At 70.1% G+C, this 20,161-nt stretch carries 33 protein-coding genes; 7 read left to right on the plus strand and 26 right to left on the minus strand.

From position 1 onward, the window contains the following. Positions 1-41: 41 nt before the first annotated feature. Together ACZ4TV_RS22020 and ACZ4TV_RS22025 are read right to left on the minus strand one after the other, a co-directional pair. Positions 42-335: a hypothetical protein gene (locus ACZ4TV_RS22020; RefSeq protein WP_468136400.1), complete on the minus strand. Its 294-nt coding sequence runs from the start codon at positions 333-335 to the stop codon at positions 42-44. Next, positions 332-748, minus strand: a complete 417-nt coding sequence (locus ACZ4TV_RS22025) for a hypothetical protein (protein WP_468136402.1) — start codon at positions 746-748, stop codon at positions 332-334. The genes ACZ4TV_RS22020 and ACZ4TV_RS22025 overlap by 4 nt, the downstream gene beginning before the upstream one ends. Before the next feature lie 184 nt (positions 749-932). On the opposite strand from ACZ4TV_RS22025, the gene ACZ4TV_RS22030 reads away from it, so the two are divergent. Further along, the gene (locus tag ACZ4TV_RS22030) at positions 933-1,199 is read left to right on the plus strand and encodes a helix-turn-helix domain-containing protein (RefSeq protein WP_468136403.1); all 267 of its coding nucleotides are present in this window, start codon (positions 933-935) and stop codon (positions 1,197-1,199) included. 100 nt (positions 1,200-1,299) lie between these two features. Continuing rightward, positions 1,300-1,524 (plus strand): hypothetical protein, encoded by a 225-nt coding sequence (locus ACZ4TV_RS22035; protein ID WP_468136405.1) that lies wholly within the window; start codon positions 1,300-1,302, stop codon positions 1,522-1,524. A gap of 1 nt (position 1,525) precedes the next feature. On the opposite strand, the gene ACZ4TV_RS22040 is transcribed toward ACZ4TV_RS22035, so the two are convergent. From ACZ4TV_RS22040 to ACZ4TV_RS22145, 22 genes are all read right to left on the minus strand, one after another. After that, the gene (locus ACZ4TV_RS22040; RefSeq protein WP_468136406.1) at positions 1,526-2,584 is read right to left on the minus strand and encodes a hypothetical protein; all 1,059 of its coding nucleotides are present in this window, start codon (positions 2,582-2,584) and stop codon (positions 1,526-1,528) included. 282 nt (positions 2,585-2,866) lie between these two features. Then, the gene (locus tag ACZ4TV_RS22045; RefSeq protein WP_468136407.1) at positions 2,867-3,175 is read right to left on the minus strand and encodes a hypothetical protein; all 309 of its coding nucleotides are present in this window, start codon (positions 3,173-3,175) and stop codon (positions 2,867-2,869) included. Continuing rightward, a complete protein-coding gene (locus ACZ4TV_RS22050; protein ID WP_468136409.1) occupies positions 3,175-3,591 on the minus strand; it encodes a hypothetical protein in 417 nt (138 codons plus the stop codon). Before ACZ4TV_RS22050 ends, ACZ4TV_RS22045 begins: the two co-directional genes overlap by 1 nt. 73 nt (positions 3,592-3,664) lie before the next feature. After that, positions 3,665-3,919 (minus strand): hypothetical protein, encoded by a 255-nt coding sequence (locus ACZ4TV_RS22055; protein ID WP_468136410.1) that lies wholly within the window; start codon positions 3,917-3,919, stop codon positions 3,665-3,667. Positions 3,920-3,967: 48 nt separating this feature from the next. Then, the gene (locus ACZ4TV_RS22060) at positions 3,968-4,246 is read right to left on the minus strand and encodes a hypothetical protein (RefSeq protein WP_468136411.1); all 279 of its coding nucleotides are present in this window, start codon (positions 4,244-4,246) and stop codon (positions 3,968-3,970) included. A gap of 47 nt (positions 4,247-4,293) precedes the next feature. After that, positions 4,294-4,836, minus strand: a complete 543-nt coding sequence (locus tag ACZ4TV_RS22065; RefSeq protein WP_468136412.1) for a WhiB family transcriptional regulator — start codon at positions 4,834-4,836, stop codon at positions 4,294-4,296. Further along, positions 4,833-5,273: a RusA family crossover junction endodeoxyribonuclease gene (locus ACZ4TV_RS22070; RefSeq protein ID WP_468136413.1), complete on the minus strand. Its 441-nt coding sequence runs from the start codon at positions 5,271-5,273 to the stop codon at positions 4,833-4,835. The genes ACZ4TV_RS22065 and ACZ4TV_RS22070 overlap by 4 nt, the downstream gene beginning before the upstream one ends. Continuing rightward, positions 5,270-5,596, minus strand: a complete 327-nt coding sequence (locus ACZ4TV_RS22075) for a hypothetical protein (RefSeq protein ID WP_468136414.1) — start codon at positions 5,594-5,596, stop codon at positions 5,270-5,272. Before ACZ4TV_RS22075 ends, ACZ4TV_RS22070 begins: the two co-directional genes overlap by 4 nt. A 426-nt stretch (positions 5,597-6,022) precedes the next feature. Further along, positions 6,023-8,758 carry a bifunctional DNA primase/polymerase gene (locus ACZ4TV_RS22080; RefSeq protein ID WP_468136416.1) on the minus strand — a complete coding sequence of 912 codons (2,736 nt, stop codon included), beginning with the start codon at positions 8,756-8,758 and terminating at the stop codon, positions 6,023-6,025. 99 nt (positions 8,759-8,857) lie between these two features. Next, on the minus strand, positions 8,858-9,232 hold the full coding sequence (locus ACZ4TV_RS22085) for a VVA0879 family protein (RefSeq protein ID WP_468136417.1): 375 nt from the start codon (positions 9,230-9,232) through the stop codon (positions 8,858-8,860). A gap of 91 nt (positions 9,233-9,323) precedes the next feature. Next, entirely contained in the window at positions 9,324-10,040 is a 717-nt protein-coding gene (locus ACZ4TV_RS22090; RefSeq protein WP_468136418.1) for a hypothetical protein, read from the minus strand. Between the two features lie 25 nt (positions 10,041-10,065). Beyond that, the gene (locus tag ACZ4TV_RS22095; protein ID WP_468136419.1) at positions 10,066-10,872 is read right to left on the minus strand and encodes a hypothetical protein; all 807 of its coding nucleotides are present in this window, start codon (positions 10,870-10,872) and stop codon (positions 10,066-10,068) included. Then, a complete protein-coding gene (locus ACZ4TV_RS22100) occupies positions 10,869-11,675 on the minus strand; it encodes a phosphoadenosine phosphosulfate reductase (RefSeq protein WP_468136420.1) in 807 nt (268 codons plus the stop codon). Before ACZ4TV_RS22100 ends, ACZ4TV_RS22095 begins: the two co-directional genes overlap by 4 nt. After that, entirely contained in the window at positions 11,672-12,010 is a 339-nt protein-coding gene (locus tag ACZ4TV_RS22105) for a hypothetical protein (protein WP_468136421.1), read from the minus strand. Before ACZ4TV_RS22105 ends, ACZ4TV_RS22100 begins: the two co-directional genes overlap by 4 nt. Continuing rightward, on the minus strand, positions 12,010-12,513 hold the full coding sequence (locus ACZ4TV_RS22110) for a hypothetical protein (protein ID WP_468136422.1): 504 nt from the start codon (positions 12,511-12,513) through the stop codon (positions 12,010-12,012). Before ACZ4TV_RS22110 ends, ACZ4TV_RS22105 begins: the two co-directional genes overlap by 1 nt. Then, entirely contained in the window at positions 12,510-12,860 is a 351-nt protein-coding gene (locus tag ACZ4TV_RS22115; RefSeq protein ID WP_468136424.1) for a hypothetical protein, read from the minus strand. The genes ACZ4TV_RS22110 and ACZ4TV_RS22115 overlap by 4 nt, the downstream gene beginning before the upstream one ends. Beyond that, positions 12,857-13,063 carry a hypothetical protein gene (locus ACZ4TV_RS22120; protein WP_468136425.1) on the minus strand — a complete coding sequence of 69 codons (207 nt, stop codon included), beginning with the start codon at positions 13,061-13,063 and terminating at the stop codon, positions 12,857-12,859. The genes ACZ4TV_RS22115 and ACZ4TV_RS22120 overlap by 4 nt, the downstream gene beginning before the upstream one ends. After that, on the minus strand, positions 13,056-13,430 hold the full coding sequence (locus ACZ4TV_RS22125; protein ID WP_468136426.1) for a hypothetical protein: 375 nt from the start codon (positions 13,428-13,430) through the stop codon (positions 13,056-13,058). The genes ACZ4TV_RS22120 and ACZ4TV_RS22125 overlap by 8 nt, the downstream gene beginning before the upstream one ends. Further along, the gene (locus ACZ4TV_RS22130) at positions 13,427-13,642 is read right to left on the minus strand and encodes a hypothetical protein (RefSeq protein ID WP_468136427.1); all 216 of its coding nucleotides are present in this window, start codon (positions 13,640-13,642) and stop codon (positions 13,427-13,429) included. The genes ACZ4TV_RS22125 and ACZ4TV_RS22130 overlap by 4 nt, the downstream gene beginning before the upstream one ends. Then, complete coding sequence (locus tag ACZ4TV_RS22135; protein ID WP_468136428.1) at positions 13,639-13,872, minus strand: hypothetical protein; 234 nt, start codon at positions 13,870-13,872, stop codon at positions 13,639-13,641. The genes ACZ4TV_RS22130 and ACZ4TV_RS22135 overlap by 4 nt, the downstream gene beginning before the upstream one ends. 81 nt (positions 13,873-13,953) lie before the next feature. Further along, on the minus strand, positions 13,954-14,175 hold the full coding sequence (locus tag ACZ4TV_RS22140) for a helix-turn-helix transcriptional regulator (protein WP_468136429.1): 222 nt from the start codon (positions 14,173-14,175) through the stop codon (positions 13,954-13,956). Positions 14,176-14,183: 8 nt separating this feature from the next. After that, complete coding sequence (locus ACZ4TV_RS22145; protein WP_468136431.1) at positions 14,184-14,462, minus strand: XRE family transcriptional regulator; 279 nt, start codon at positions 14,460-14,462, stop codon at positions 14,184-14,186. A 269-nt stretch (positions 14,463-14,731) separates the two neighbouring features. Between ACZ4TV_RS22145 and ACZ4TV_RS22150 the strand changes: the two genes are divergently transcribed. The 5 genes from ACZ4TV_RS22150 to ACZ4TV_RS22170 all read left to right on the plus strand — a co-directional run bounded on the left by ACZ4TV_RS22150 (position 14,732) and on the right by ACZ4TV_RS22170 (position 18,497). Beyond that, positions 14,732-15,106: a hypothetical protein gene (locus ACZ4TV_RS22150; RefSeq protein ID WP_468136432.1), complete on the plus strand. Its 375-nt coding sequence runs from the start codon at positions 14,732-14,734 to the stop codon at positions 15,104-15,106. 204 nt (positions 15,107-15,310) lie between these two features. Further along, on the plus strand, positions 15,311-15,565 hold the full coding sequence (locus ACZ4TV_RS22155; protein WP_468136433.1) for a hypothetical protein: 255 nt from the start codon (positions 15,311-15,313) through the stop codon (positions 15,563-15,565). Further along, the gene (locus tag ACZ4TV_RS22160) at positions 15,555-16,853 is read left to right on the plus strand and encodes a tyrosine-type recombinase/integrase (protein ID WP_468136434.1); all 1,299 of its coding nucleotides are present in this window, start codon (positions 15,555-15,557) and stop codon (positions 16,851-16,853) included. The genes ACZ4TV_RS22155 and ACZ4TV_RS22160 overlap by 11 nt, the downstream gene beginning before the upstream one ends. Positions 16,854-17,635: 782 nt before the next feature. Beyond that, positions 17,636-17,899 carry a hypothetical protein gene (locus ACZ4TV_RS22165; protein ID WP_468136435.1) on the plus strand — a complete coding sequence of 88 codons (264 nt, stop codon included), beginning with the start codon at positions 17,636-17,638 and terminating at the stop codon, positions 17,897-17,899. A gap of 226 nt (positions 17,900-18,125) precedes the next feature. Continuing rightward, positions 18,126-18,497: a hypothetical protein gene (locus ACZ4TV_RS22170; protein ID WP_468136437.1), complete on the plus strand. Its 372-nt coding sequence runs from the start codon at positions 18,126-18,128 to the stop codon at positions 18,495-18,497. A gap of 119 nt (positions 18,498-18,616) precedes the next feature. On the opposite strand, the gene ACZ4TV_RS22175 is transcribed toward ACZ4TV_RS22170, so the two are convergent. Continuing rightward, a complete protein-coding gene (locus ACZ4TV_RS22175) occupies positions 18,617-18,691 on the minus strand; it encodes a 50S ribosomal protein bL37 (protein WP_100661309.1) in 75 nt (24 codons plus the stop codon). A gap of 110 nt (positions 18,692-18,801) precedes the next feature. After that, positions 18,802-20,148 (minus strand): TerD family protein, encoded by a 1,347-nt coding sequence (locus tag ACZ4TV_RS22180; protein WP_468136438.1) that lies wholly within the window; start codon positions 20,146-20,148, stop codon positions 18,802-18,804. Positions 20,149-20,161 lie beyond the last annotated feature (13 nt).

The following is a 20,161-nucleotide window of genomic DNA, read 5'->3' on the forward strand; positions in this document are numbered from 1 at the left end:
GGCCGGGCGCGCGAGGGCGGGCCCGGCCGGCTGGTGAGGGGTCAGGCTCGGACGGCGGCACGGAGGCGCAGCGCGTACTCGCCGCGGGTCTCCGAGGCGTACGGGACCGGCATCGTGGCGAGGAGGCTGCGGAGGAGCTCGGCGGCACGGTCGGAGTCCATGGCGTTGCCCGCGATGCTCTTCGCGGAGGCGAGGTACAGCCGCGAGGCTTCGCGGATCGAGTCCATGGGGCGGGCTTCGGTGAGGTAGTCGGCGACCTCGGTGACGAGCTTGCGCACGGTGTCGTCGGCCTGGGCGCGGCGGAGGGCTTCTTCGGCCTGCTGCTGGGCGCTCACCGGGCACCGGCCAGGATGTGCAGCAGCGCGACGGCGGCCGGGGCGCCGGTGGTGCGGGCGGCCTCGACGAGGCTGTCGACGGGGGCGTCGACGGCGCTGATGATGGCGCGGACGGTGGTGGGGAAGTGCTCGTCGGACGGCTGGACAGCGAGGCCGAGCATGGCCGCGACGTCGCAGCCGCGGCGCATGCGGAAGGCGTCGGCCCTGTTGGCGGCCTCAAAGCCGCGGCCGAACGGCCGGTCGTAGCCCATGGGCAGCCGGCGGCCGTCGATCTGGTCGATGTACTCCTGGGCGGCTTCGGCGGTGTAGCGGCGGAGGCCGGGGCTCATGCGGGCGAGCGCGGTGAGGGCGTGGGCCATCTGGCGCTGGGCGGGGCTGTTGGCGTGGTGCGGGTGGTCGGTACGGTGTCCCATGGCTGTCCAATCCTGTTCGCGCAGGTGGATGGCTGGCCCCGGCCAATGGCGTTCGCGCGCCGGCCGGGGCCAACTTGCTTTGTAGCTGGGCTACTTCCATGGAGCGTATGGGACCCATACACTCTTGGCAAGTAGCCCGCCCGAACGGAGAGGTGCGGCTGTGAGCGACGAGGAGGTACGGCGAGTGTCCGAAGCCCTTGACGCCGTGGAGCGGATCGCGGACCCAGAGGCGCGCGTCCGCGCGATGAGCCAGGCCATGGCCGAGCAGGTGAAGCGCACCGCGGCCTGGAAGGAGGAGCGCCGCGCCCTGGTACTCCAGCTGCGCGAGGAGAAGGTGTCGCTCCGGAAGATCGCCGAGCGGGTCGGTACGTCGCTGGGTACGGTGCAGGACATTCTGCGCGGGCACTCCGGATCGTGGAGCGCGCGCCCGAAGCCGCCGGCCGTCGAGTAGCCCCCGCAGGACGGAGCCCCCGGTCCCGGCGGATCGGGGGCCCTGTGCTGTCCGGACCTGTCCGGATGCGTCCGGGGTCGTCCGGCGGCAGGGTGGAGGCATGTCGGACCAGACGCAGATCATCGTGCATCCGGTGTCGCCGCAGGGCGGCCGGAAGGTGACCGCTCACGTCCACGGCGTCGACGCGGACCTCGGGCGGGCGCACACGCCTGCGGACGTGGTGGAGTTCCTGCGCCGGGCCGGGCTGGAGGATGTGGACCTGTCCGAGGACGGGCCGATCCGGTGGGAGGGCGGCGGCCCCGAGGTGTGGACCGCCGCCGAGTGACCTACGCGGCTATCGGCTCGGGCAGTGTCCAGCCGCGCGCGCAGTCCTCGCAGCGCGCCGACGGGGGGCGGCCGGCGCCGGTGGTGACGAGGATCCGGCCGGAGCAGAGCGGGCACGGTCGGGCTGCGGGTACGGCACGGGTGGTGAGGTCGAGGGCGGACGCGATCCGTCCGGCGCAACCTGCGGCGACCTGCTCGACGTGGTGCAGCTGGGCGGCGGACAGGGGTCGGAAGGGCCCGTCCTCGCCCTGGACGCGGGCGTGGAGCCACCCCGCGGCGTACTCGGCCGTCCGTAGCCCGACGTACCGCCAGCGCCGCGGGTCGGCCTGCTCGTCGTCGGCGCACTGGTTGCGCAGCGCCCGGTCGACTGGAGTCCAGCCGCGGGCCTCCCAGTCTGCCGGCGCATGGCTGATGGCGGGCCGGGTGATCTGGGGGGCGATCGTGTCGGCGAGGTGGACGAGGGTGGCTTCCACGAGTCGGGCGGTGTCGAGGATGCGCAGGGACACGGGGGCCGGCGTCTCCCCGATCTGCTGGGGGTCGCGCTCCAGGGCGCGGAGGGCTGCGGCTTCCTCCCGGTCGACCGTGTCGAGGGCGCGGATGAGGTCGGCCTTTCCGGCGGGCGGCCAGGTGTCGGCGCCGCGGCCGTCGAGCATGTCGTTGAGGTGGGGCCAGAGGATGCCGATGCGGGCGAGGTGGTGTGCGGCGGTGGGGCTGGTGGTCATCGTGTGCTCCGTGGGTGCGTCGCGGTACGGTGATCGCACCTGGGGGCGCATCCGGTCTGTGGCGGACGGTGGATGCGCCCCTCGCGCGTGCTCAGGCGGGCTCGTCCAGGGCGGTGCGGAGGGCGCGGGCGGCCTCGTGGATGTAGACGTGTCGGTCGCTCGGCATCTGTTCCCAGCACGTTCGGTCTCGCGGACGCGGGCGTTGGCGGCCTCGGCGCTGGCATAGAACGCGGCGTAGCCGTTGGTGACCTGTCGGAGCTGCTCCAGCTCGGCGTACAGCTGGTCGAGGGCGTCGCTGGTGATCGTGTCGACGGTGTGCCGGACGGGCTGCTCGGTCATCGCCAGTCCTTCCACGCGCGGTAGAGGGCGTACAGGCCTGTGAGGAGGCCGAGGGCGGACCAGGCGGCGACGATCGCGACGAGGTAGGGCGGGACGGTGACGGTCATCGGTGTCTCCGGTGTTGGTTGGTTCGGGCCCATGCGGGTGTGTGGCGGCGCGCTGCGAGGGCTCGGGCGCGGGCGGTGTGCTGGCGGCGGGCGCGGCGGTTTCCGGCGGCGAGGAAGATGCACAGCGGTACGACGGCAATGACCCATAGCGCGGGGCCGGCCAACGCCCAGCCGCTCACCGGGGGGCCTCGGGCGGCCAAGGCGAGGAGCGGATGGGCGCCGGGCTGCGCGGGGGCGGGTCGTGGCGGGTCCGCCAGGCGTGCAGGGTTTTGCGGGGCTGGGTAGCGAGGAGCCAGAGGAACAGCGGGAAGTAGATGGCCTCGCGCGCCCACCAGCGCCACTGTCGGCGGGTCAGCGGCGGTCGGTGGTAGTCGAGGCGGTCGGCCCAGTCCCAGAGGGCGGTCGCGGTATGACGGACGGGCTGGACGCGGCCGAGGATGTAGCCGACGAGCAGCGCGGCGAGGGCCAGCAGCGGGGCGGCCATCAGAGCCTGCTCGGGTGCGCGGCGATGTCGGCCTCGGCCATGGCACGCAAGCACGCGGCCTCCGGGTCCTCAGCCTTGCGGAGGGCGTCCGCGGTGATGCGGACGCCGGGCGGCAGGATGGCCGCGGCACGGGCGCGCTGCTCGGCGGCGATCGGCGCTCCGGCGAGGACGGCGGCCGGGTCGACGACGTGCTCGGTGACGTCCTGGCCGCCGAGGTCGACGCGGAGCCTGCCGGCCTGGCGGGCCATGTCGCGGAGACCTGCGATGACCTCCTCCAGCCGGTCGAGCGGGATGAACACGGCAGCATGCTCGGCCCGAGTGTTGGTGACGCTGAGCCAGACGTGCGGACCATCGGCGGTCGTGGCAATGTCGGCGCGGATGCGGCCACCAGCCCGGGGCCTGAACGTGAACGTCATGAGGGCGGGTCCTTCCGGTGGTGTGGGTGGTGTCCGGGCCGGCCGCCCCGGGAGGACGACCGGCAGGCGGAGGTCAGGCGGACGGGACGGCCAGGCCCACGGCGGCAGCGAGTGCCTTGTGCCCCTCGTCATCGGTGGAGCACAGGACCCGGCCGTCCTTCAGCACCTGCCACTCGGCACCTCGGACGATGTCGTGGGCTTCCTCGACGGAGCTGAAGTGGTGGACGAACTCGTCCTCGTCGAACTTGTAGCCGCAGACGGTGCAGGCGACGGTGATGCAGGTGTGCGTCCTGAAGCCGATGGGGAGGGTGGCGGATTGCTCGGGCATGTGGGCTTCTCCTTGTGCGCGCGGGACGGGGAACCGGATAGGCCGCGGTCAGGCGTCGGGCGCGTCGTGGTCGTCATCGCCAACGAGCGGGTACCCGGCGGTGCGGAGTCGGTCGGCGAGGTCGTTGCAGTCGATGCCGCCGACGTCGTTCGACTCGATGACGTAGTCGGTGACGATCTGCATGACGGGGGCGACGGCTTCGTAGGCGTGGTTGTTGAGGAGCTTGTTGGCCTCGTAGGAGTTGAGGCCGTGGCTTTCCGAGACGGGGTTCCAGGTGGGCCACATGAGGCGGCTGTAGGCGGCTGTGCGGGCGGGCTTGTCGGTCATGGGGTGCTCGCTTTCAGGCGGCGTCGGGGTGGCTGCCGGTGGTGGGGTCAGGCCGCGGCGGTCTGCCGGAACGGGCGGCGCCGGCGTCGGCCTGCGGCAATGCGGTTGGCTTCGCAGCGGGCGCGGTTGACTTCGCGGCAGGCGTCGCAGGGGTCTTCGCCGAGGGCGACGTGCGCGTGGTAGCCGATCATTGAGCCGCCGTGCGCCGCGTGTTCCGCGTCGAGGCGGGCCCGGCGTTCCCGCGTCAGCTGGGCGGCGCGTTTGGCCTCGCAGGGTTCGCAGGCTTCCTTGCGGCGCCGGTGCTGGAAGAACGAGGTTGGGCTGTCGCAGTCGACTGGTACGACGCTGCTGCGTCTCGGTGCGGCGGGCTTCACCCGGTCCGAACGCCGGGCCCGCTCGGTGAGGCCGCCCCAGATGCCGTGCGTGGGGCGCTGTTCCAGGGCGTACTGCTGGCACGGGACGAGCAGCGGGCAGCGCTCGCATAGGGCTACCGCGGTCTTCTGGTCCTTGCGGTCCGAGGAGAACCAGCGCTCCGGGTCCGTCTGGCAGGGGCGGGCGACGGGTGTGGCCATCCAGGCGGGGGTGGTCATGATGCGGTCCTCCACTGGAACGCGGCGAAGGTGAGCTCGTCGACGGCCTGGATGTGCAGGGAGATCCGGCCGCCCTTGACCACGGGGCCGATGCGCATGTCTGGCCCGACGACGCGGGTGTGGTCGTCGTCCTCCAACACGCCCGCGTCGACGAGCCCGTCGACCGCGGCCTTGAACGACGGGTAGAAGTTCGCCGGGTCGACGCGGTTGCGGCGGGCCGGGTGGAACACGCCGAGGATGTAGGCGCGCTGCATGACCGGACCGTCCCCGGCGGCGACGAGCGCGGCACGCATGGTCGGGTCTTCGGAGCAGGCTTCCTGTGCGGCGCCGCGGATGGCGCGGGTGAGGTCGCCACGGACGCGGTGGTGCACGCGGTCGTTCGCGTTGAGCAGGGCCAGGCCTGCGGGGAGGTGGATGGTGAAGTGCTGTTGTGTCACAGCAGGGCCTCCTGAACGGGCTGGGGTGGGCAGCGGTGGTCACGGAGCACGGGGTGCTTGTGGTGGGGGACGGTGAGCGGGTCGCGCCAGATGATGCGGCGGACACCGAGGGAGCTGGTGAGCAGCCGCCAGGTGAGGCGGCCCTCCAGCCGGGCCTGGATCTCTCCGGTCAGGTCGAGTGGCGTCGGGTCTGCGGTCACGTGGACTGCGGCGACCCGGCCGGCCCATGCGGTGAGGATCGGGGCCCGGCAGCGGGGGCAGGTGCGTGCGATCGCGTGGTCTGCGGCGGCTGCGATGCGTGCGGCGATGCCGGGATTCGTCATCGTCGGCCCGCCCTGTTGGTGACGATGTGTAGAGCAGGGGAGGGCTGCGGGGACTTGCGGGTACTAGTTCCGGTCGATCCGCTGCTATACGTGAAAACGTCTTTAGCGTTCTCTCTATACGTAAAGGTCAGAAAATAGTCCCCGCTAGTACCCGCTAGTACCCGCAGTGTGCCTTTAACCAGGCAGTTCTCAAGATCGAAAGTGCGGGGACTAGAGCCGGACGGCACCGCAGCTAGTCCCGCAACCCGCCGCGTAGTACCCGCAGTACCCGCGTCGGAGATGGCGGCGCCCGGGTTCGGCGCGCTGAACGCGCACTGCTCGGCGGGGCCAGTCCCGCTAGTACCCGCAAATGCGGGTACTGCGGGGACTACAAAATCCCAGTACCCGCAGCCTGATTGTCGACGGAGAGTGACACGAGCGGCCATGTCAGGCCCCCTCAGCAGGCGCGCCGACGGTGCCGTTCGGGTCCTGTTCCACGTGGTAGAACCAGGTCTTCTTGTGGCTGTCGTAGTCGCCGCGCAGGACCAGCTCGCCGAAGTACCGGCCGCGCCGGCTGGCCAGCATCATGCCCAGCCCCCGCGGGGTGGGCAGCGTCCCGTTGGCGCGGGTGACGAAAGTGCCGTTCCACGGATCCGGGAGACCGAACCCGGGCGCGGTCTGCGTGCTCTGCAACAGATCGGTGGCCGTCTTCGGCTCGGTCCCGTAGCGCTCATCCCACGCGGTGAGGAACGCGGCCCACGACGCGGCCTCCTCGTCCTGCTGCTCCAGCTGCGCCGTGTTCCCGAGGAATCCGCCGATCTCGTGGAACGCGAGGAACCCCCCGAGGCTGCGCGCCCACCGGCGGAACGACCGCATGGCGTACTCCCCTTTCGGGGCGCCGCCTACGATCCACGCGCGGGCCAGCAGCAGCAGACTGTGCAGCAGCTTGGCCCGATGGTCCGGGTCCTCCAGCCATTCGCCGAGGTCGGGGATCTGGAACCCGGTGCGCAGGTCGGGCCGGGCGCACTTCGGGTCGAGCTGGACCAGCACGGTGCGCTGCGCGAGGTCGCCGCCGAAGCGGATGTTGTTGCCGGTGACAAGCCACAGCCGGTCGTTGGTGAGCCGGGCCTGCTCGCTGCGGCCGAGTACCCGGTCGTCCCATGCAGGGCTCGTCAGCAGCTTGGCCAGGGTCGGGGCTTCGACGCTGTCCTGGTCGCCGACGTTGTCGAAGGTGACGACCGCACTGGTACCCATGAGGGCCGCAGTCACGGCCTTCCGCAGTTCGTCGTCATCGCTGACCCAGGGCCGGACGACCGCGCCGTACAGGGTGCCGATCACGTCGGCGAGCAGGGTCTTGCCGGAGCCCCGGTCCGAGGCGCTGATTGCGCCGAGGGGGATGAGGCCGCCGACGTACGGGCGGAGGATCGGCGAGACGAGCAGCGCCACGAAGTTCGCGCGGTCAGAGTCGGTCGCCCAAGGGAAGTCGCCGAGGACGTGGTCGAGGACGAACTCCAACGCGGCCGCGACCTGCTCGGCCGTGGGGGTGGCCGGGACCACGGGCAGTTCGGAGTGCGGCGCGTAGTAGAACGCGGTCGCCGCGTCGTACCCGGGGGTCTGGAGTACGGTGCCGTCCGGCCGGAGCACGGGCGCACCGACGAGGTTGACAAGCGGCTTGACCCCGGGCCAGTTCGTCTCGGTGAGCACGGCCTTGCAGATGGCCACGGCCGGGCTGGCCGGGACCTCGCCCGGCGGCTCGCCCTTCTTGCCGGCCTTCACGCGGTAGACGTCCGCGTGCCGGGCGAGGAGGCGGCGGAGACTGTCCGGGCCGATGCCCTGGATGGTGCTCTTCAGCATCTGCCGCTGCTCGGTGAGGACGTCGCCGCTGACCTCGGCCACCTGGACCAGCTCGCCGTTGCGGACGTACGAGTCCGGGATCGTGCCGTTGCACACCGCATCGGTGATGTGGATGATCGCGTCCGGGTCGTAGGAGATGTCCACGCCGTAGCGGGCGGGGATCTGCTGCGGCTGGGGTGCGAGCGCGGCCGTACCGTCGATGGCCGGCCGGGCGCTGGGGACCGCGGACAGGTGCCGGACCGGTTCCGCGGCGCGCTCCCCGAAGCCCTGGCGGCGGAGCTCGCGCGCGGCCGCGGAGTGGTCGCCGCTGTGGTTGAGCGCGGCGTAGGCCCCGAACTTCGTGTAGGGGCGTTCCGCGGTGAGCTCGGTGCTCGTAGTGAAGACGTACAGCCGGTCGCGGTCCATCGCCCGGCCGGTCGTGGCGCTCGGTTCCCGGCCGTCCTTCCCGGGGCGCTGCCAGTACGTGGTCGCCCCGGAGCGGAAGAGTGCCTTCCAGCCATGCGGGGTGAGGATGTCCGGCCAGGTGGCGCGGGCCTCGAAGTCGTCCCCCGGGGTGAGGCCACCCTCGACGCTGGCCGGGCGGTCGCCGCCGAAGAGGAACGCTGCGGCCTCATCGAGTTCCGGCGCGGCCTGCGCTGCGATGGCGACCGGCTCGTCGGCAGGGACGGTGTCGAGCATGCGGCACACCGCGTGCAGGGCCCGGTGCTCCTCGGCGGTGATCGTCGGAAGGGCCCCCGGTCCCCCGGAGAGGAGTTCGTACGGACGCCCGGACGCGTGCACGGCTCCGTGCGAGGGCGCGGTGACGACGAAGCCGCCCTCGCCGCGGGTCTCGATGAGGCCGCGCACGATCTTCTTGTGGGGGTGCTTGGCGAGGAGGTCGCGTTCCTGCTCGGTGAGTTCCTCGTCGCGGGCCAGGCGGTTGGCGAGCTTGGTGTTCCCGGGGGCGCCACCCTCGACTCGGTAGTGGAAGTGGAGGCCGCCGGATGGGCTTCGCTCCAGCCACCCGGTGGCGACGCGCTGCCACAGCTCGGCCATGCCGGAGTTGGCGAGGATCTCGACGAGCTGGGCGAGCACGCCCTCCTCGACGGCGCGGCCCTCCAGTTCGAGGAGTTCCAGGCCACCCGACACCGCACCGCAGACGACACCCACCCCCGGGTGCCCGTTGGCGAACAAGGCGCGCACCTGTTCTTCCGTGGCGCGCTCAGCTTGCGCTGCCTTCCAGTCGCCCTGGGGTCTTTTCGAGCCGTCCGCTCTGACGGCGACGACCGAGCAGCCGGCCGCGTGCAGCGCAAGCGCCGCGGCGAGCATGTCGGGTGCGGTGTCGCTCAAGATGGCTCCTTGTGCCGTGGTGCGTGTGCGGTCGGGTTCAGTGCCCCGGGCGGGAGTCGATCCCGCGCCCTCGCGGCTGGATGCCGGGGCGGTGGCGGGTCAGGGGGTGGCGAGCGGGAAGCCCCAGATGCTGCGGCCGTCCGGCAGGGTGATTTCCCAGGGGCCGCGGAACAGGCCGTATGCGGTCCACGTGCAGCCGCGCCCGGACCACTCCTCGTCGGTCTTGGCGGCGAGCGCGCCGAGGGTGCGGCCGATGCACTCCTGGCCGACGATGCTGTACGCCTCGACGGGCTCGCCCTTGCGGTCGCGGGGGTGCTCGGCCAGGGCCTGCTGGAAGTCGCGGCCGTTCGCGGAGTCGCCGCAGCTGGGGCAGCGGAACGCCCAGAGGGCGGGGTCGTCGCCGAACGCGGCCTGCGCCTCGGCGACGAGTTCCGGCTGGGTGAGCTTGCGGTGCGTGTTCGCGGTGAGGGTCATCTGCTTCTCCTGGTGAGGGCTGAGAGCTGGCCCGCCCGGGGCTGCGGAGCGGGAGGTCGGCGCAGCCCCGGACGGTGGCGGAGGGGCGGGGCTAGAACGGCGGCGGACTCAGCGGGGGCTGGGCCTGCTGGGCCGCGGCCTGCTGGGCCAGGAGCGCGACGATCGCCGGGTTCTGGACCGCGGACTGGAGCTGTTCCGCGGTCAGCCCGGGGACGACGTTGCCCGGGTTCCCGGGGACCATCGGCGGGTTCGCCGGGTACTGCTGCACTGGGGCGGCGGCCGCGGGCGGAGCGGCCGGGACGTGCTGCTGCGGCGCCGGTGCGGCGTACTGGGGTGCCGCGGTACCCGGGTCCGGGGTGAGCAGGGCGTTCGCCGCGGCCGGGGTGTACGTCGCCGAATACTGCTTCGGCGGGTCGAATCCGCGCTGCGTGGCCACCCCGTCGTGCGTGTACGTGACGGTGAGGGTGCCTCCCACCTCCAGGCCCTTGGCGCCGGCCGAGCGGACCGCGTCGGCGATCGCGTTCTTCATCACGCTCTTGACGAAGAGGCGCCGCTTGCCGTCGTCGTCCTCGATGGAGGGGTCGCGCTGGTCGGTCTGGACGGTGACGACGAGCTGCATCATCGGGTCGCCGTTGTTCCAGAACTTCTTGTCACCGGTCTTGATGTCGCGCTGCTGCTCGACCGTGGGGCGCTCGGTGATCCGTCCGCCGACTGAGGCGCCCGGCTGGGGGAATTTGGCGCTGGCCGCGCCGCCTCCGCCCATGAGGAAGTCGTCGGCGCTGGGGGCCTGGTAGGGCTGCTGGGTCATTTTCTTCTCGCTTCTGCTTTGGTGTTCAGGCGATGAGCGCTTCGAGCGAAGCGCCCGCGTTCGGGGTGGGGGCACCGGGGCATCCGGTGGCGAGGTCGTCGCTGCCGGGCTTTAGCCAGGGGCAGAACCGGCAGTTCGGCTTCTCGGGGATGGGGATCTGCGCCCAGTTCTCTGGGTGGAGATCGAGCTCCAGGGCTTGGGCTTGGTCGCGGATCCGGTCGAGGCGGGTGAGCGCGTCGAGGGCGATCTGCGGGTCGTAGGGCTCGGACCACACGTGGACCATGAGCTCGTGGTGTCGGCCGATGAAGGTCACGGCGACCCGGGCGGGCCGGTGCCCGCCGTTTTCTTGGCCGAGACCGTAGAGGTGGGCCTGGATGCGGTACTTCTCGCCGGGGCCCTGCCGCCGGTACTTGTCGTGGCTGCTCTTGCCGACGAGCTTCCAGTCGTTGTTGAGCATGGCGAGCCGGTCGTACAGGTCGGAGCTGCCCGCGAGCGTGCCGGCCTCGGTGTGGCCCTGCCGCACGGTGACGCGTTCTTCGATGCGGTACCGGGGCTGCCCGTCGGGCATCACGGTCTGCCGGGCCTCGAACTTCTCGGCCATCCACATGTGGAACCCGGTGCCGATGATCGCCGCGATCGGGTCCCGGGACGTGTTGGTCTCGGGCCAGTCGAGGATCTTGTAGGAGAGCTGCCGCTCGCACGGCTCGCCCACCTCGGAGGGTCCGATGGCGCGCTGCCGGGACCGGGCGCTGCCCGCGTCCGCGTCGATGATGAACTGCCCGATGCGCTGCGCGAGCAGCTCGCCGTACTCGTCGTTGCCGGTGGCGATCACGTCATGCACCACCCTGCGTCGCAGAGGCCGTCGGCCTCGTCGAACATGGGGAGCAGGTCGACGCCGTCGGGGATGGCCTCGCGGAGGGGCTTGCCGAAGCGGGTCAGGTAGACGTGGTCCTTGCCGAGGACGTCGCGGCGCTCGTTGAGAAGGTCTTCGAGCAGGCACGATTTCTCGAACAGGTCCGGCTCGTTGCGGCGCATGTCGTGCCAGGTCTCGGGCCGGTGGAACGGGCAGAAGTAGCAGCTGCTCTTGGGCGGGACCGGCAGGCCGGCGTCACGGATGATCCGCGCGCAGTCCGTCCGACGGAGGCCGAGGTCGAGGAGCGGGTAGACGATGTCCTCGTGCGGCTCGCAGTGACGCTTGTTCGCCCGGTGGATCTCGTCCACGCTGATGCCGATACCGATGGTGGCGGGGGCCTCCTTGGTGGCGCCCCGACGCTTCAGCTCTCGACCGATGACCTTGATCTTGAAGTCGGCCGTACAGGAGCGGGTGCCGGGTGCCCCGTTGGACATCCGCACCGGGATCGCCAGCGATCGTGAGCCCTCCTTGACGAGCTGGCCGTGCAGCGTGCGGGTCTCTCCGCTCCGGACCATTACGCGGTCCAGGAGGACCAGCTCGATGCCGTGCTCAGTGGCATACGGGCGGGCGTACTCGTCGAGGTAGCGGAGGGTGGCCGGGTGCTCGGAGTCGTCGCCAACGTTGGCCATCAGGAACGTCTTGAAGTCGATGCGGCCGGTCGCGGCGAGGACGAGCAGGGCGGTGGACTGGACGCCGCCGCCGTAGCTGACGGTTCGGATCACTTCGCCACCGCCGTCGGGGTGTACGGCTTGTCGGGGCGGCGCTGCTGCCAGCGAGCTCCGGCCAGCACCTGGTCGGAGTTGAGGCCGAGCACCTCGTCGAGCTGCTCCTGCAGGTGGTCGATGCGGCGCTGCTGCCGGGCGAGCGTGGCCTCATGGCTGGTGCGCTGCTCGGCGAGCTCGGCCCGGTACCGGGCGCAGGCCCTGGCGAGCCGCTCGCGGCGATCCGCTGTGGGTGCGGTCTTGCGGTGCTCGGCACGCCGGGCCGCGACGTACGCCTCGGCGTAGGCCTCGGCGCGGGCGACGAGCCGCTGGTAGGTGCTGCGGCGGATGAACATCAGTGGCCGCCCTTCGTGTAGTTCGGGGTGTAGGAGACTCGGCCCGGGTCGCGGCGCTCGTGGAGGTAGCCGTGCGCGGCGAGGGCCTGGAGGGAGTGCCGGGTGAAATGAATCGGCGGCTTCGGGCGGATCGCCTCGGTCACCCAGCGGTGAGCCTTCCCGGTGGTCCACACCCCGCCGGTGTTGACGATGTGGTCGGCGAGTCGGAGCGCCCGCTCGTCCAGGCCGGGACCGGAGGCACCGATCAGGCCGGCGAGCTTGGCCCGCGCCTCGTCGTCGAGGAGGAGCGCCACCGGACGCCCGTCCTCGGCGATGCAGCACACGACCATCTCGGTCTCGCCACTGTCGCGGTCGGGCTCGATGGAGCAGTCGACACGGCGGACTACCAGCGGCGTAGAAGCGACCTCGGCCAGTACTTCCCGCCGGTGGTCACCGATGTGGTCGTGGTCGTCGCGGGTGCAGCCCACGTCGATGGCCTCGGCCAGGTGCTCGGCGGCGCTCACGCGGCACCTCGCTGCCCCGGGATGGCTCGCGGGGCGACGGTGCGGGTCAGGGTCTCGGCGAGCCGCAGGACTTGCTGCCCGTATACGGGGATCCGGCCGCCGGCCACCAGCTCGTCGAGCAGCTGCTCAACCGCGGTGTCCCGCTCGTGCAAGGCCGGGGAGTCCGGGCCAGCGTGGGCCAGCGACGCGATGTGCTGCAGCTCGTCGAGGAGGCTCTCGCCGTCCTCGTCGGCGATGTGCGCAAGCTGGAGGACCAGCGCGTTGAGGTAGTGGCTGATGTCCAGCTCGGCGCCGCTCGGGCTCGCGGTGACGCTGATGCGGAACGGGCCGTCCACGGGGTAGGTCATCGGGTGCCGCCCTTCGTGTGGATGCGGTCGGACGGGCGGAGGGTGCAGCGGCGGCAGCGGGTGTGCGGGGTGCTCGTCCAGGACGGGACGACGCGGACCGGGTCGACCTGGTGGGGCGTCTCGGCCTCGTGGTCGCAGCCGGGGCAGGAGTCCTGCATGAGCACGTAGTTGTGGGCGCAGAGCACCCGGGCGCGGTCAGGCATTGCGGGTCTCCGGGAGGTCGCGGCCGAGGCGGTAGGCGTGCGGCTCGGGGCCCTCGTGCGGGGCGTCGACGGGGTCCGGTCGGCAGGGCGTGAGGCTGGAGTGCGCGTCCTTGCCGCAGCCGCAGCGGTAGCCGCGCGGCCCGTAGGCGATGGGGTCCGGGTCCAGCGCGAGCGCGGCCTCCAGCTCGGCCACCCGGGCCCGCAGTCGGGACAGTTCGGCGGCCGTCTCGGGGGACTGGAGCAGCTGCGCGGAGCCGAGCGCGAACACGATCGTGGCCGCGAAGTCGTACGAGGAGTCCGCCGACATGAGGGCCGCGTTCGCGGTCTTCAGCGCCAGCAGCTCCGTCGGGGTCGGCGAGTGCGTCATGCCGCACCGCCGAGGGGCTGGATCGTGAACGTTGCGAGGAGCGAGCGGCCGGAGAACGCGGCCCCGGCGCCCTGCTCCAGGTCGACGGTGACCTCGGACGGGTCAGCCACGCGGCGGAGGTAGCGGGCGATCTGGCCCTCGGCGGTAGCGGCCATGGCCGTGAGGGGCTCCAGGTCGGTGGAGGCGTCGAAGGTGACGCGGACGATGCTCACGCGGCACGCTCCACACGGGTCAGCGGGCCAAGCGCGTCGATCAGCTCGGACGCCTTCGCCCACACCCAGCGCGGGCAGGTCTCCGGGTTCGACTCCGCGGGGATGAGCAGCAGACCGGCGGCGTCGGTTCCGACGACCTGCCACGTCTTGCCGTTCGGGGAGGCGTACAGCTCAACCGGGTGCCCGGTGAAGCCGTTCTGCCCGGGGAGGTTGGTGGGTAGGGTGGTCATGAGGTGTTCCTCGATTCGTTGGGTTGAGGAATGCCGGGGGCTGTTCCGGATGGCCGTCCGGGCGGCCCCGCATTTCGTTGATCAGGCGGCGGCGGCGTGCTCGTCCGCGATCCAGGCCTGTACGCGCTCCAGGTCGAAGCGCCGGCCCCGGAACGGGGTGGGCTCGATGGGGCAGCCGCGCTGAACCCACTGGTTGACGGTCCAGTTGGAGACGCCGTAGCGGGCCATGAGCTGCTCGGTCGTCAGCAGCGGCGTGAGCCCAGTCGGCCGGAGGGTCTCGGTGCGAGTGGCGAGAGTCGCCATCAGGGGCTTTACCTTTCTACTGTGTCAGTTGAAACTGAGGGCATGAGGAAGAGCCGTTGCAGGGGCTCATCAAGGGCGGTGGCGATCAGCCACGCGGTCCGGAGCCGGCATTCATCTACTGCCGTCTCCCCTTTCCCTGCGATCTTGTGGACGGTGCCGGCGCTTATGCCGCGCCCGGCCACATCGATAGCCCTGGTGGCCTCCGCGAGCCTCTCGCCAGACAGTCCGTGGCGCTTCATCGCGTCTCGGATTGGCTTGCCAGCGCCCTTGCGGAGCAGGTGGGTCATGGATGCCTCGGTGCCGTAGTGGACGGTTGGAAGCGGTGCGCTTCGCCGTTGACACATTTCTACTGTGTCAGTTGAAGCTGTGTCAATGAGTCTTGGTGAGTTTGGGTGAGGTTTCTGGTGGGCTTAATCGGGTATCGCAAGCTCGTTCGAGTCTGATTGCATATGCCAGTACGCCGGAGCGTGACGGGGAGGTCGCGCGCCGCGTTCAATCACGCCATTCCTGCTACTTTCACTTGCAAAAGTAGAAGATCAGCAGGCACTCTTACCCCGTGGAGCATGAGGGGCAAACGACCGCTGGCGAGGATCTCGCGCAGCTGATCAAGCGACTCAAGGACGTCTACGGCGTCAACGAGTCCGAGATCGCGCGCGCCATCGGCGCTGCTCCGGCGACGGTTAACGCCTGGGTGAACCGCAAGCGCGGCGGGGTCAAGGGTCCGCGCCGCAGTCTCCTGGAGAGGCTCCACACGGCGTACCCGAACTTCTCCCGTGAGGAGATCTTCGCGGCGGCCAGCAGGCAGGTGCCGGGCGAGCTGTCCGAGACGGATCAAGCCGAACTCTTCGAGCTGTTCGGCGGCCTCACTGCGGAACAGCAGAAACTCACGAAGATCCAGATGAAGGCGTGGATCGCCGCCAACTCCCAGTGATGGCCGTTTTTCGCGTCGCGTACAACCTTCCGAGCTCTTCACAGGTCTGACACAAACGGCCTTCGTCACTCCATGTGAAGGTGCCCCCACTTTTTGTACGCACAGTGGTCGCATATTCACCTAACACCCGGTAGTTTCGGTCACACGGCCGACGTCCTCCCCCGCGGCTGACATCCCGTCGATCCTGCCCACGGGGGAATCAGCATGTGCATCCGCATCACCTTCACCAGCCGCCCCGCGCACTCATACCGGACCTACGACCCCTCCACACAGGTCATAGCCCTGCCGGCCTCCCTGCCCCAGGAGTTCATCGAGTTCGCCGTGCGAGCGGTTCTCTCCAAACTCGCAGTGCCGCAGCCCCGAGTTGGTGCACGCTGCCACTGCGGGGCCGCCATCCGGCTGCTGCCCCGCGTACCCCAGCAGCGGAGGAGCGAGCAGGTGAGCCACCATGGCGCCTAAGAAGGCGGCGACCAACCCCCGGCAGATGCGTAGCAAGACGTGCGGCTGCCCCCTGTGCCTGGCCGAGTTCCCGCCCGGCCAGTACAAGGAGCGGGCCCCCCGCCGGGACTGCACCGGCAACTGGCAGGCCCGGTACCGGGACCCGAACGGCAAGCAGTGCGGGCCATTGTTCCCCAGCCAGAAGGAAGCGGCCGCCCACCTCGACAAGGTGCGCACCCAGGTCCGCGAGGGTACCTACCAGGACCCGAAGCGTGGCGCCGTCACGCTCGACGAGTGGTACGCGATCTGGTGGCCCACCGTGAAGAAGAAGTCCGTGACGACCACGAACCGCAAGCTCAGCGCGTGGACCGTCCACGTGCAACCGAAGTGGGGCCGGCGGAAGCTCAACAGCCTCACCTGGGTTCAGGTCCAGGACTGGATCACCAACGAGGTCAAGGGCCACGCGACACAGAAAAAGGTGCTGGAGCTCCTCCGGCACATGATGGTGGCGGCGCTCCGCGACCGGCGGATCAGCGTCAACCCGTGTCTCGACATCGAGGTGTCCCCGGCCCCGGCCAAGCACCCCGACGACCTCATCCCGCCGACAGAGGCTCAGTGCGACCTGATCCGCGAGCACCTCACGACGTACTACCATCCCCTCATGGTGTTCGCCCAGGAGACCGGGATGCGGTGGGGCGAGTACACCGGCCTGAGGGCCTGCAATGTCGACCTTCAGCGTTGCACGGTGAAGGTCAAGGAAGTTCTCATCGACGACAAGGGCAGGATTCGGCGCAAGATGGCGCCCAAGTCCAAGGCGGGATTCCGCACGGTGCCCCTCACTCCGGCCGCAGTCGAGGCAGTCAAGACAATGATGGAGCAGCACCACCCCGCGGCGACCGAGTCATCGATTGAGGACGGCATGCACCCGGAAGAGCTGGTCTTCCGCGGGCCGCTGGCCGGCCGGTCGAGGAAGGGCAAGGACGGGGTCGCGGTCGACCTGGACGCGGTACTGACCCGCCCGAACTTCCGGCGCCACTGGCTGCCCGCCATCAAGGCGGCCGGGCTGGCCCGCATCGTCAAGAACCCAGAGACCGGCCGCAGCGAGTACTGGCCGCGCGTGCACGACCTGCGGCACACCTTCGCCACACGCCTGAAGGATGCCGGCGTTCCTGAGAAGGACGTTCAGGTCATCATGGGGCACGAGCGGGGTGGCCGCGTGACGTGGCTGTACCAGCACGCTGGGCCCGAGCTGGTCGAGGAAGTGCGTGCTGCGCTGGTCAGGGGCCGGACGCTGCGGGCCGTGTCGTGAGGGATCGACGCCACGCGACGCCACATCGACGCCACAACACCCCCTCACTGAGACTCACTGAGACTCACTGAAACCGAGGATTGGGATGTGGAAGGCTCCAAATCGAGGCTCACTGAGCCTCACCGAGACTCATTCACCCTCACTTTGGGTTTACGGGTTCTTACAAAGCAGATGTCGGCGGTTCGAAACCGTCCGCGCCCACCAGCACAAAGGCCCCCAACCGATCATGGTTGGGGGCCTTTGGCATCCATATCTGACATCAACGGGGACGGTCCGAGGTCTGCATCGCCACTCGAGGCGGCACCCCGGAGGCAGTCAGCAGAGTGGCGGTCCCGTGCCGCGCGTCGTGCAGGCGGACCACCCGGAGTCTGGCCTCCTTGGCCACCGCGGCCGGCGGGCACACCTTGACTGCGTTTCGAGCCGCGCCAACGAACACCAAGTCCGGCTCGACGGCACGGGGATTGAGCAGTGGCTCTCCAGAACTGCGCGAACGCGCAGCAGGCGTTCAGAGCCGGTAGCGCTTGCCGTACAACGGTGGGCCGTGAAGGAGGGGTGGCCTCTTTCGCGTGGTCGGCCGTCTGCCGAGGGCGCGCGGGGGCGCATTGAGGGCAAGGGTCGCACCACTTCGCGCCTGGTATCGCCGTAGACGGCGGCCCTCGCCGAGAATTAGCATCACATCACAATTTCGCCAAACGGCCAGAAGAGCACAGCAACCCCGGGACATTCTGGCGGCGCTGGGCGACGAACCCACCCACGATCCACGGCTACTTGCCAACTTTCTCGTGGAAAAGAACCGGATCATGGATCGGCAGTTTAAAGAATGGCTGGCAATTCCGGGTCCTAAGGGTAGCGAGCAGGTTTTGAATGAAATCGGATCGCTTCTCTCAAGCTTTGTGCACCAAACCAATCTGGCGATCCAATCCTTCCGTCTCGGTGACAGCGAGCAGGGTAACCGGCACATCGAAAAGTCAGGAGACTATGGTGCCCAGGCCCAACAGAAGGCCCGCGGCTTCGGGCTCATGATGTGCCCCACAGGGAGGCGCTGACCTTTGGTTTCAACCGGGTCGCAACGCTTTCGTGCGGCGTCAGCGTCAGCGTCCGCGTCGAGTGCTCACCGATCGGACTGGCGGTGCGCATCGAATACCACAGGGCCGACCTCCTTGGCTGGGGAATGGAGGTGACTTCACCCGAAGAGTGGTGACAGCTGGCGCGGGCTCATGACGGCTCGCTAAGAAGTGCTCGTTGGATTTAGCACTTCTTAGGGAGGGGCGCATGTCGACCTCTGACGAGGTTCAGGCATTGAGGCTGCGCAAGTTGAAGATCATGGACGACCATCGCAAGAGGGCCCGAGAGCTTCAGCGGGAGCTCGACGGAAAGCTGTGGAAGCTGGACAGCGAGATCGCCAAGCTCGCGGACACCAGCGCCAAGCTTCCCTGTTTTGTGCGCCGCACGCCGGGTCCAGAGCTGACCGTGTACCACTCCAAGGACGCGCCGTGCGGGCGGGTCCAGAACCAGCGCAATTTCATGGTCATGTCTGAGGCGAGGGCCATTGACGCATCGCCGTTCGCCTACTTGGGACGCTGCTCTGCATGCCGTTGGAGGGAGGCGGCCAGAATTCACGGTAACCGCTTGATGGAAGAGTGACCCCCCGTCAGCCCCACCACACGATTACGGCGTGAGCGTCCTCGGCCTCGCCTAGCGGCCTCACGTCATGGAAGACCCCCGTCCGGGGTGGGGTGGGCGGGGGTCTCTTGCCTTGGCGGTCAGGCGTTGGGGCGCTTGCCGTGGTTGGCCTTCTTCTTCTTGCGGGCGCGGCGCTTGTTGCCTCGTTTGGCCATGGTGTGGGTCTCCCTCGTCGGCGACTTTTCATGCCTCGGCCAGTCTAGGTTCGGCCCGGTTCGTCCGCATCAGCGGACTTTGGTCCTCCGCTGTGAGGGGGCGGGGCGGGTCAGCGCCGCTTGAACTCCACGGGGCCGCCGTTCATCTCGATGGCGCCGTCCGCGTGGAGGACCGGGCGGCGTTCGGTCATACGGGCGCTGTAGGCCTCGATGTGGCGGATGGCCACGCCGTCGGGCGCCGTGAAATCGACCAGGGCGATGGCGACCCAGTAGCGGGTCCTGGTGTTCTCGAAGAGGGGCACGGTGACCGTGGAGCCGCGGCCATCCGTGATGACCACCTTCGCCCCGAAGCTGCGGAAGGAGCCGAAGCCGTTGCTCACCGCGGAGTACGCGCAGAGCAGGACGTACCCCTGCTCCTCGGGACGCACGATCCGCAAGGTCTCGCAGCCGGGCTCGCGCGCATCCCCGTCCAGCTGGATGAACGGCCGCTCGCGCAGCGACCCCAGACGCTTGTAGTAGACGACGTCGGGGCCCTCCCCGCCGTGGTTCCCGGAGGTCAGAGGGGCGCCCCGGGGGACGTGGCCCGACTTGACGAGGCTGCCGGGCTCCGTGACGCCGTGCAGGGCCCCCGACGCCGGCACGAAGACGGCGTAGAGGTCGAGGTCGGCGCCCCGCTTGCGCCGCTGCGCGCTGCCGCCGTCCCACTCCAGGGCGGCGGTGACCACCAGCTCGCGGTCCTGCTTGTCCAGGCCGATCGAGACCTGGCCGCCCTTGTCGAGGCTGACCGTGCCGAGTGGTGGCTTGAGCAGGCTCGGTGGCGGTGCGGGGATCGATGGCGGCGCGGGTGCCGGTGGCGGTGTGGGGGCCCCCGGCCCGGCGGCCTGCTGCGGCCCGGCGGCCTCGGCTGCCCGGAGCGGGGGTTCGCCGGTTCCCGTCGGTTCCGCCGCCACCCGTACGCCGAAATCCGTGGCCAGCCCCGCGAGGCCGTTCGCGTACCCCTGGCCGATGGCGCGGAGCTTCCATCCCGGTCCGCGGCGGTAGACCTCCAGCAGCAGTACGGCGCGTTCGCCGTCGGTGAGCGGTGGCGGAAGGAAATCGACCGGCTCGGCGCCGTCCTGCGTGGCGCGGACCCGTACTCCCCGCACGTCGCGGAAGGTGCGCGTGGCGTCGTCGGGATCGCAACTGCCGATCAGGATCACCCGGTCCACGTCGGTGGGCAGGGCCGCCGGGTCCACCTCGACGCGCTCGGGGCCACCGGCGTCCGCCGCGAGGTGGCGGACCGCGCCGGACTCGGCCGACGGCTGGTTGTAGAAGACCATGTCGTCGTCGGACCTGACCCTGCCGTCCGCGGTGACCAGCAGGGCGCTGAGGTCGACGGGGGCACCCGCGCAGTGCAGTTCGACGGTGAGGCGCTCCACGCCGATGACCGTGTTCGCTCCCTTGCCGAGCTCTGGCATACCCGCACACCTA

The organism is Streptomyces sp. NPDC028910 (assembly GCF_055564955.1).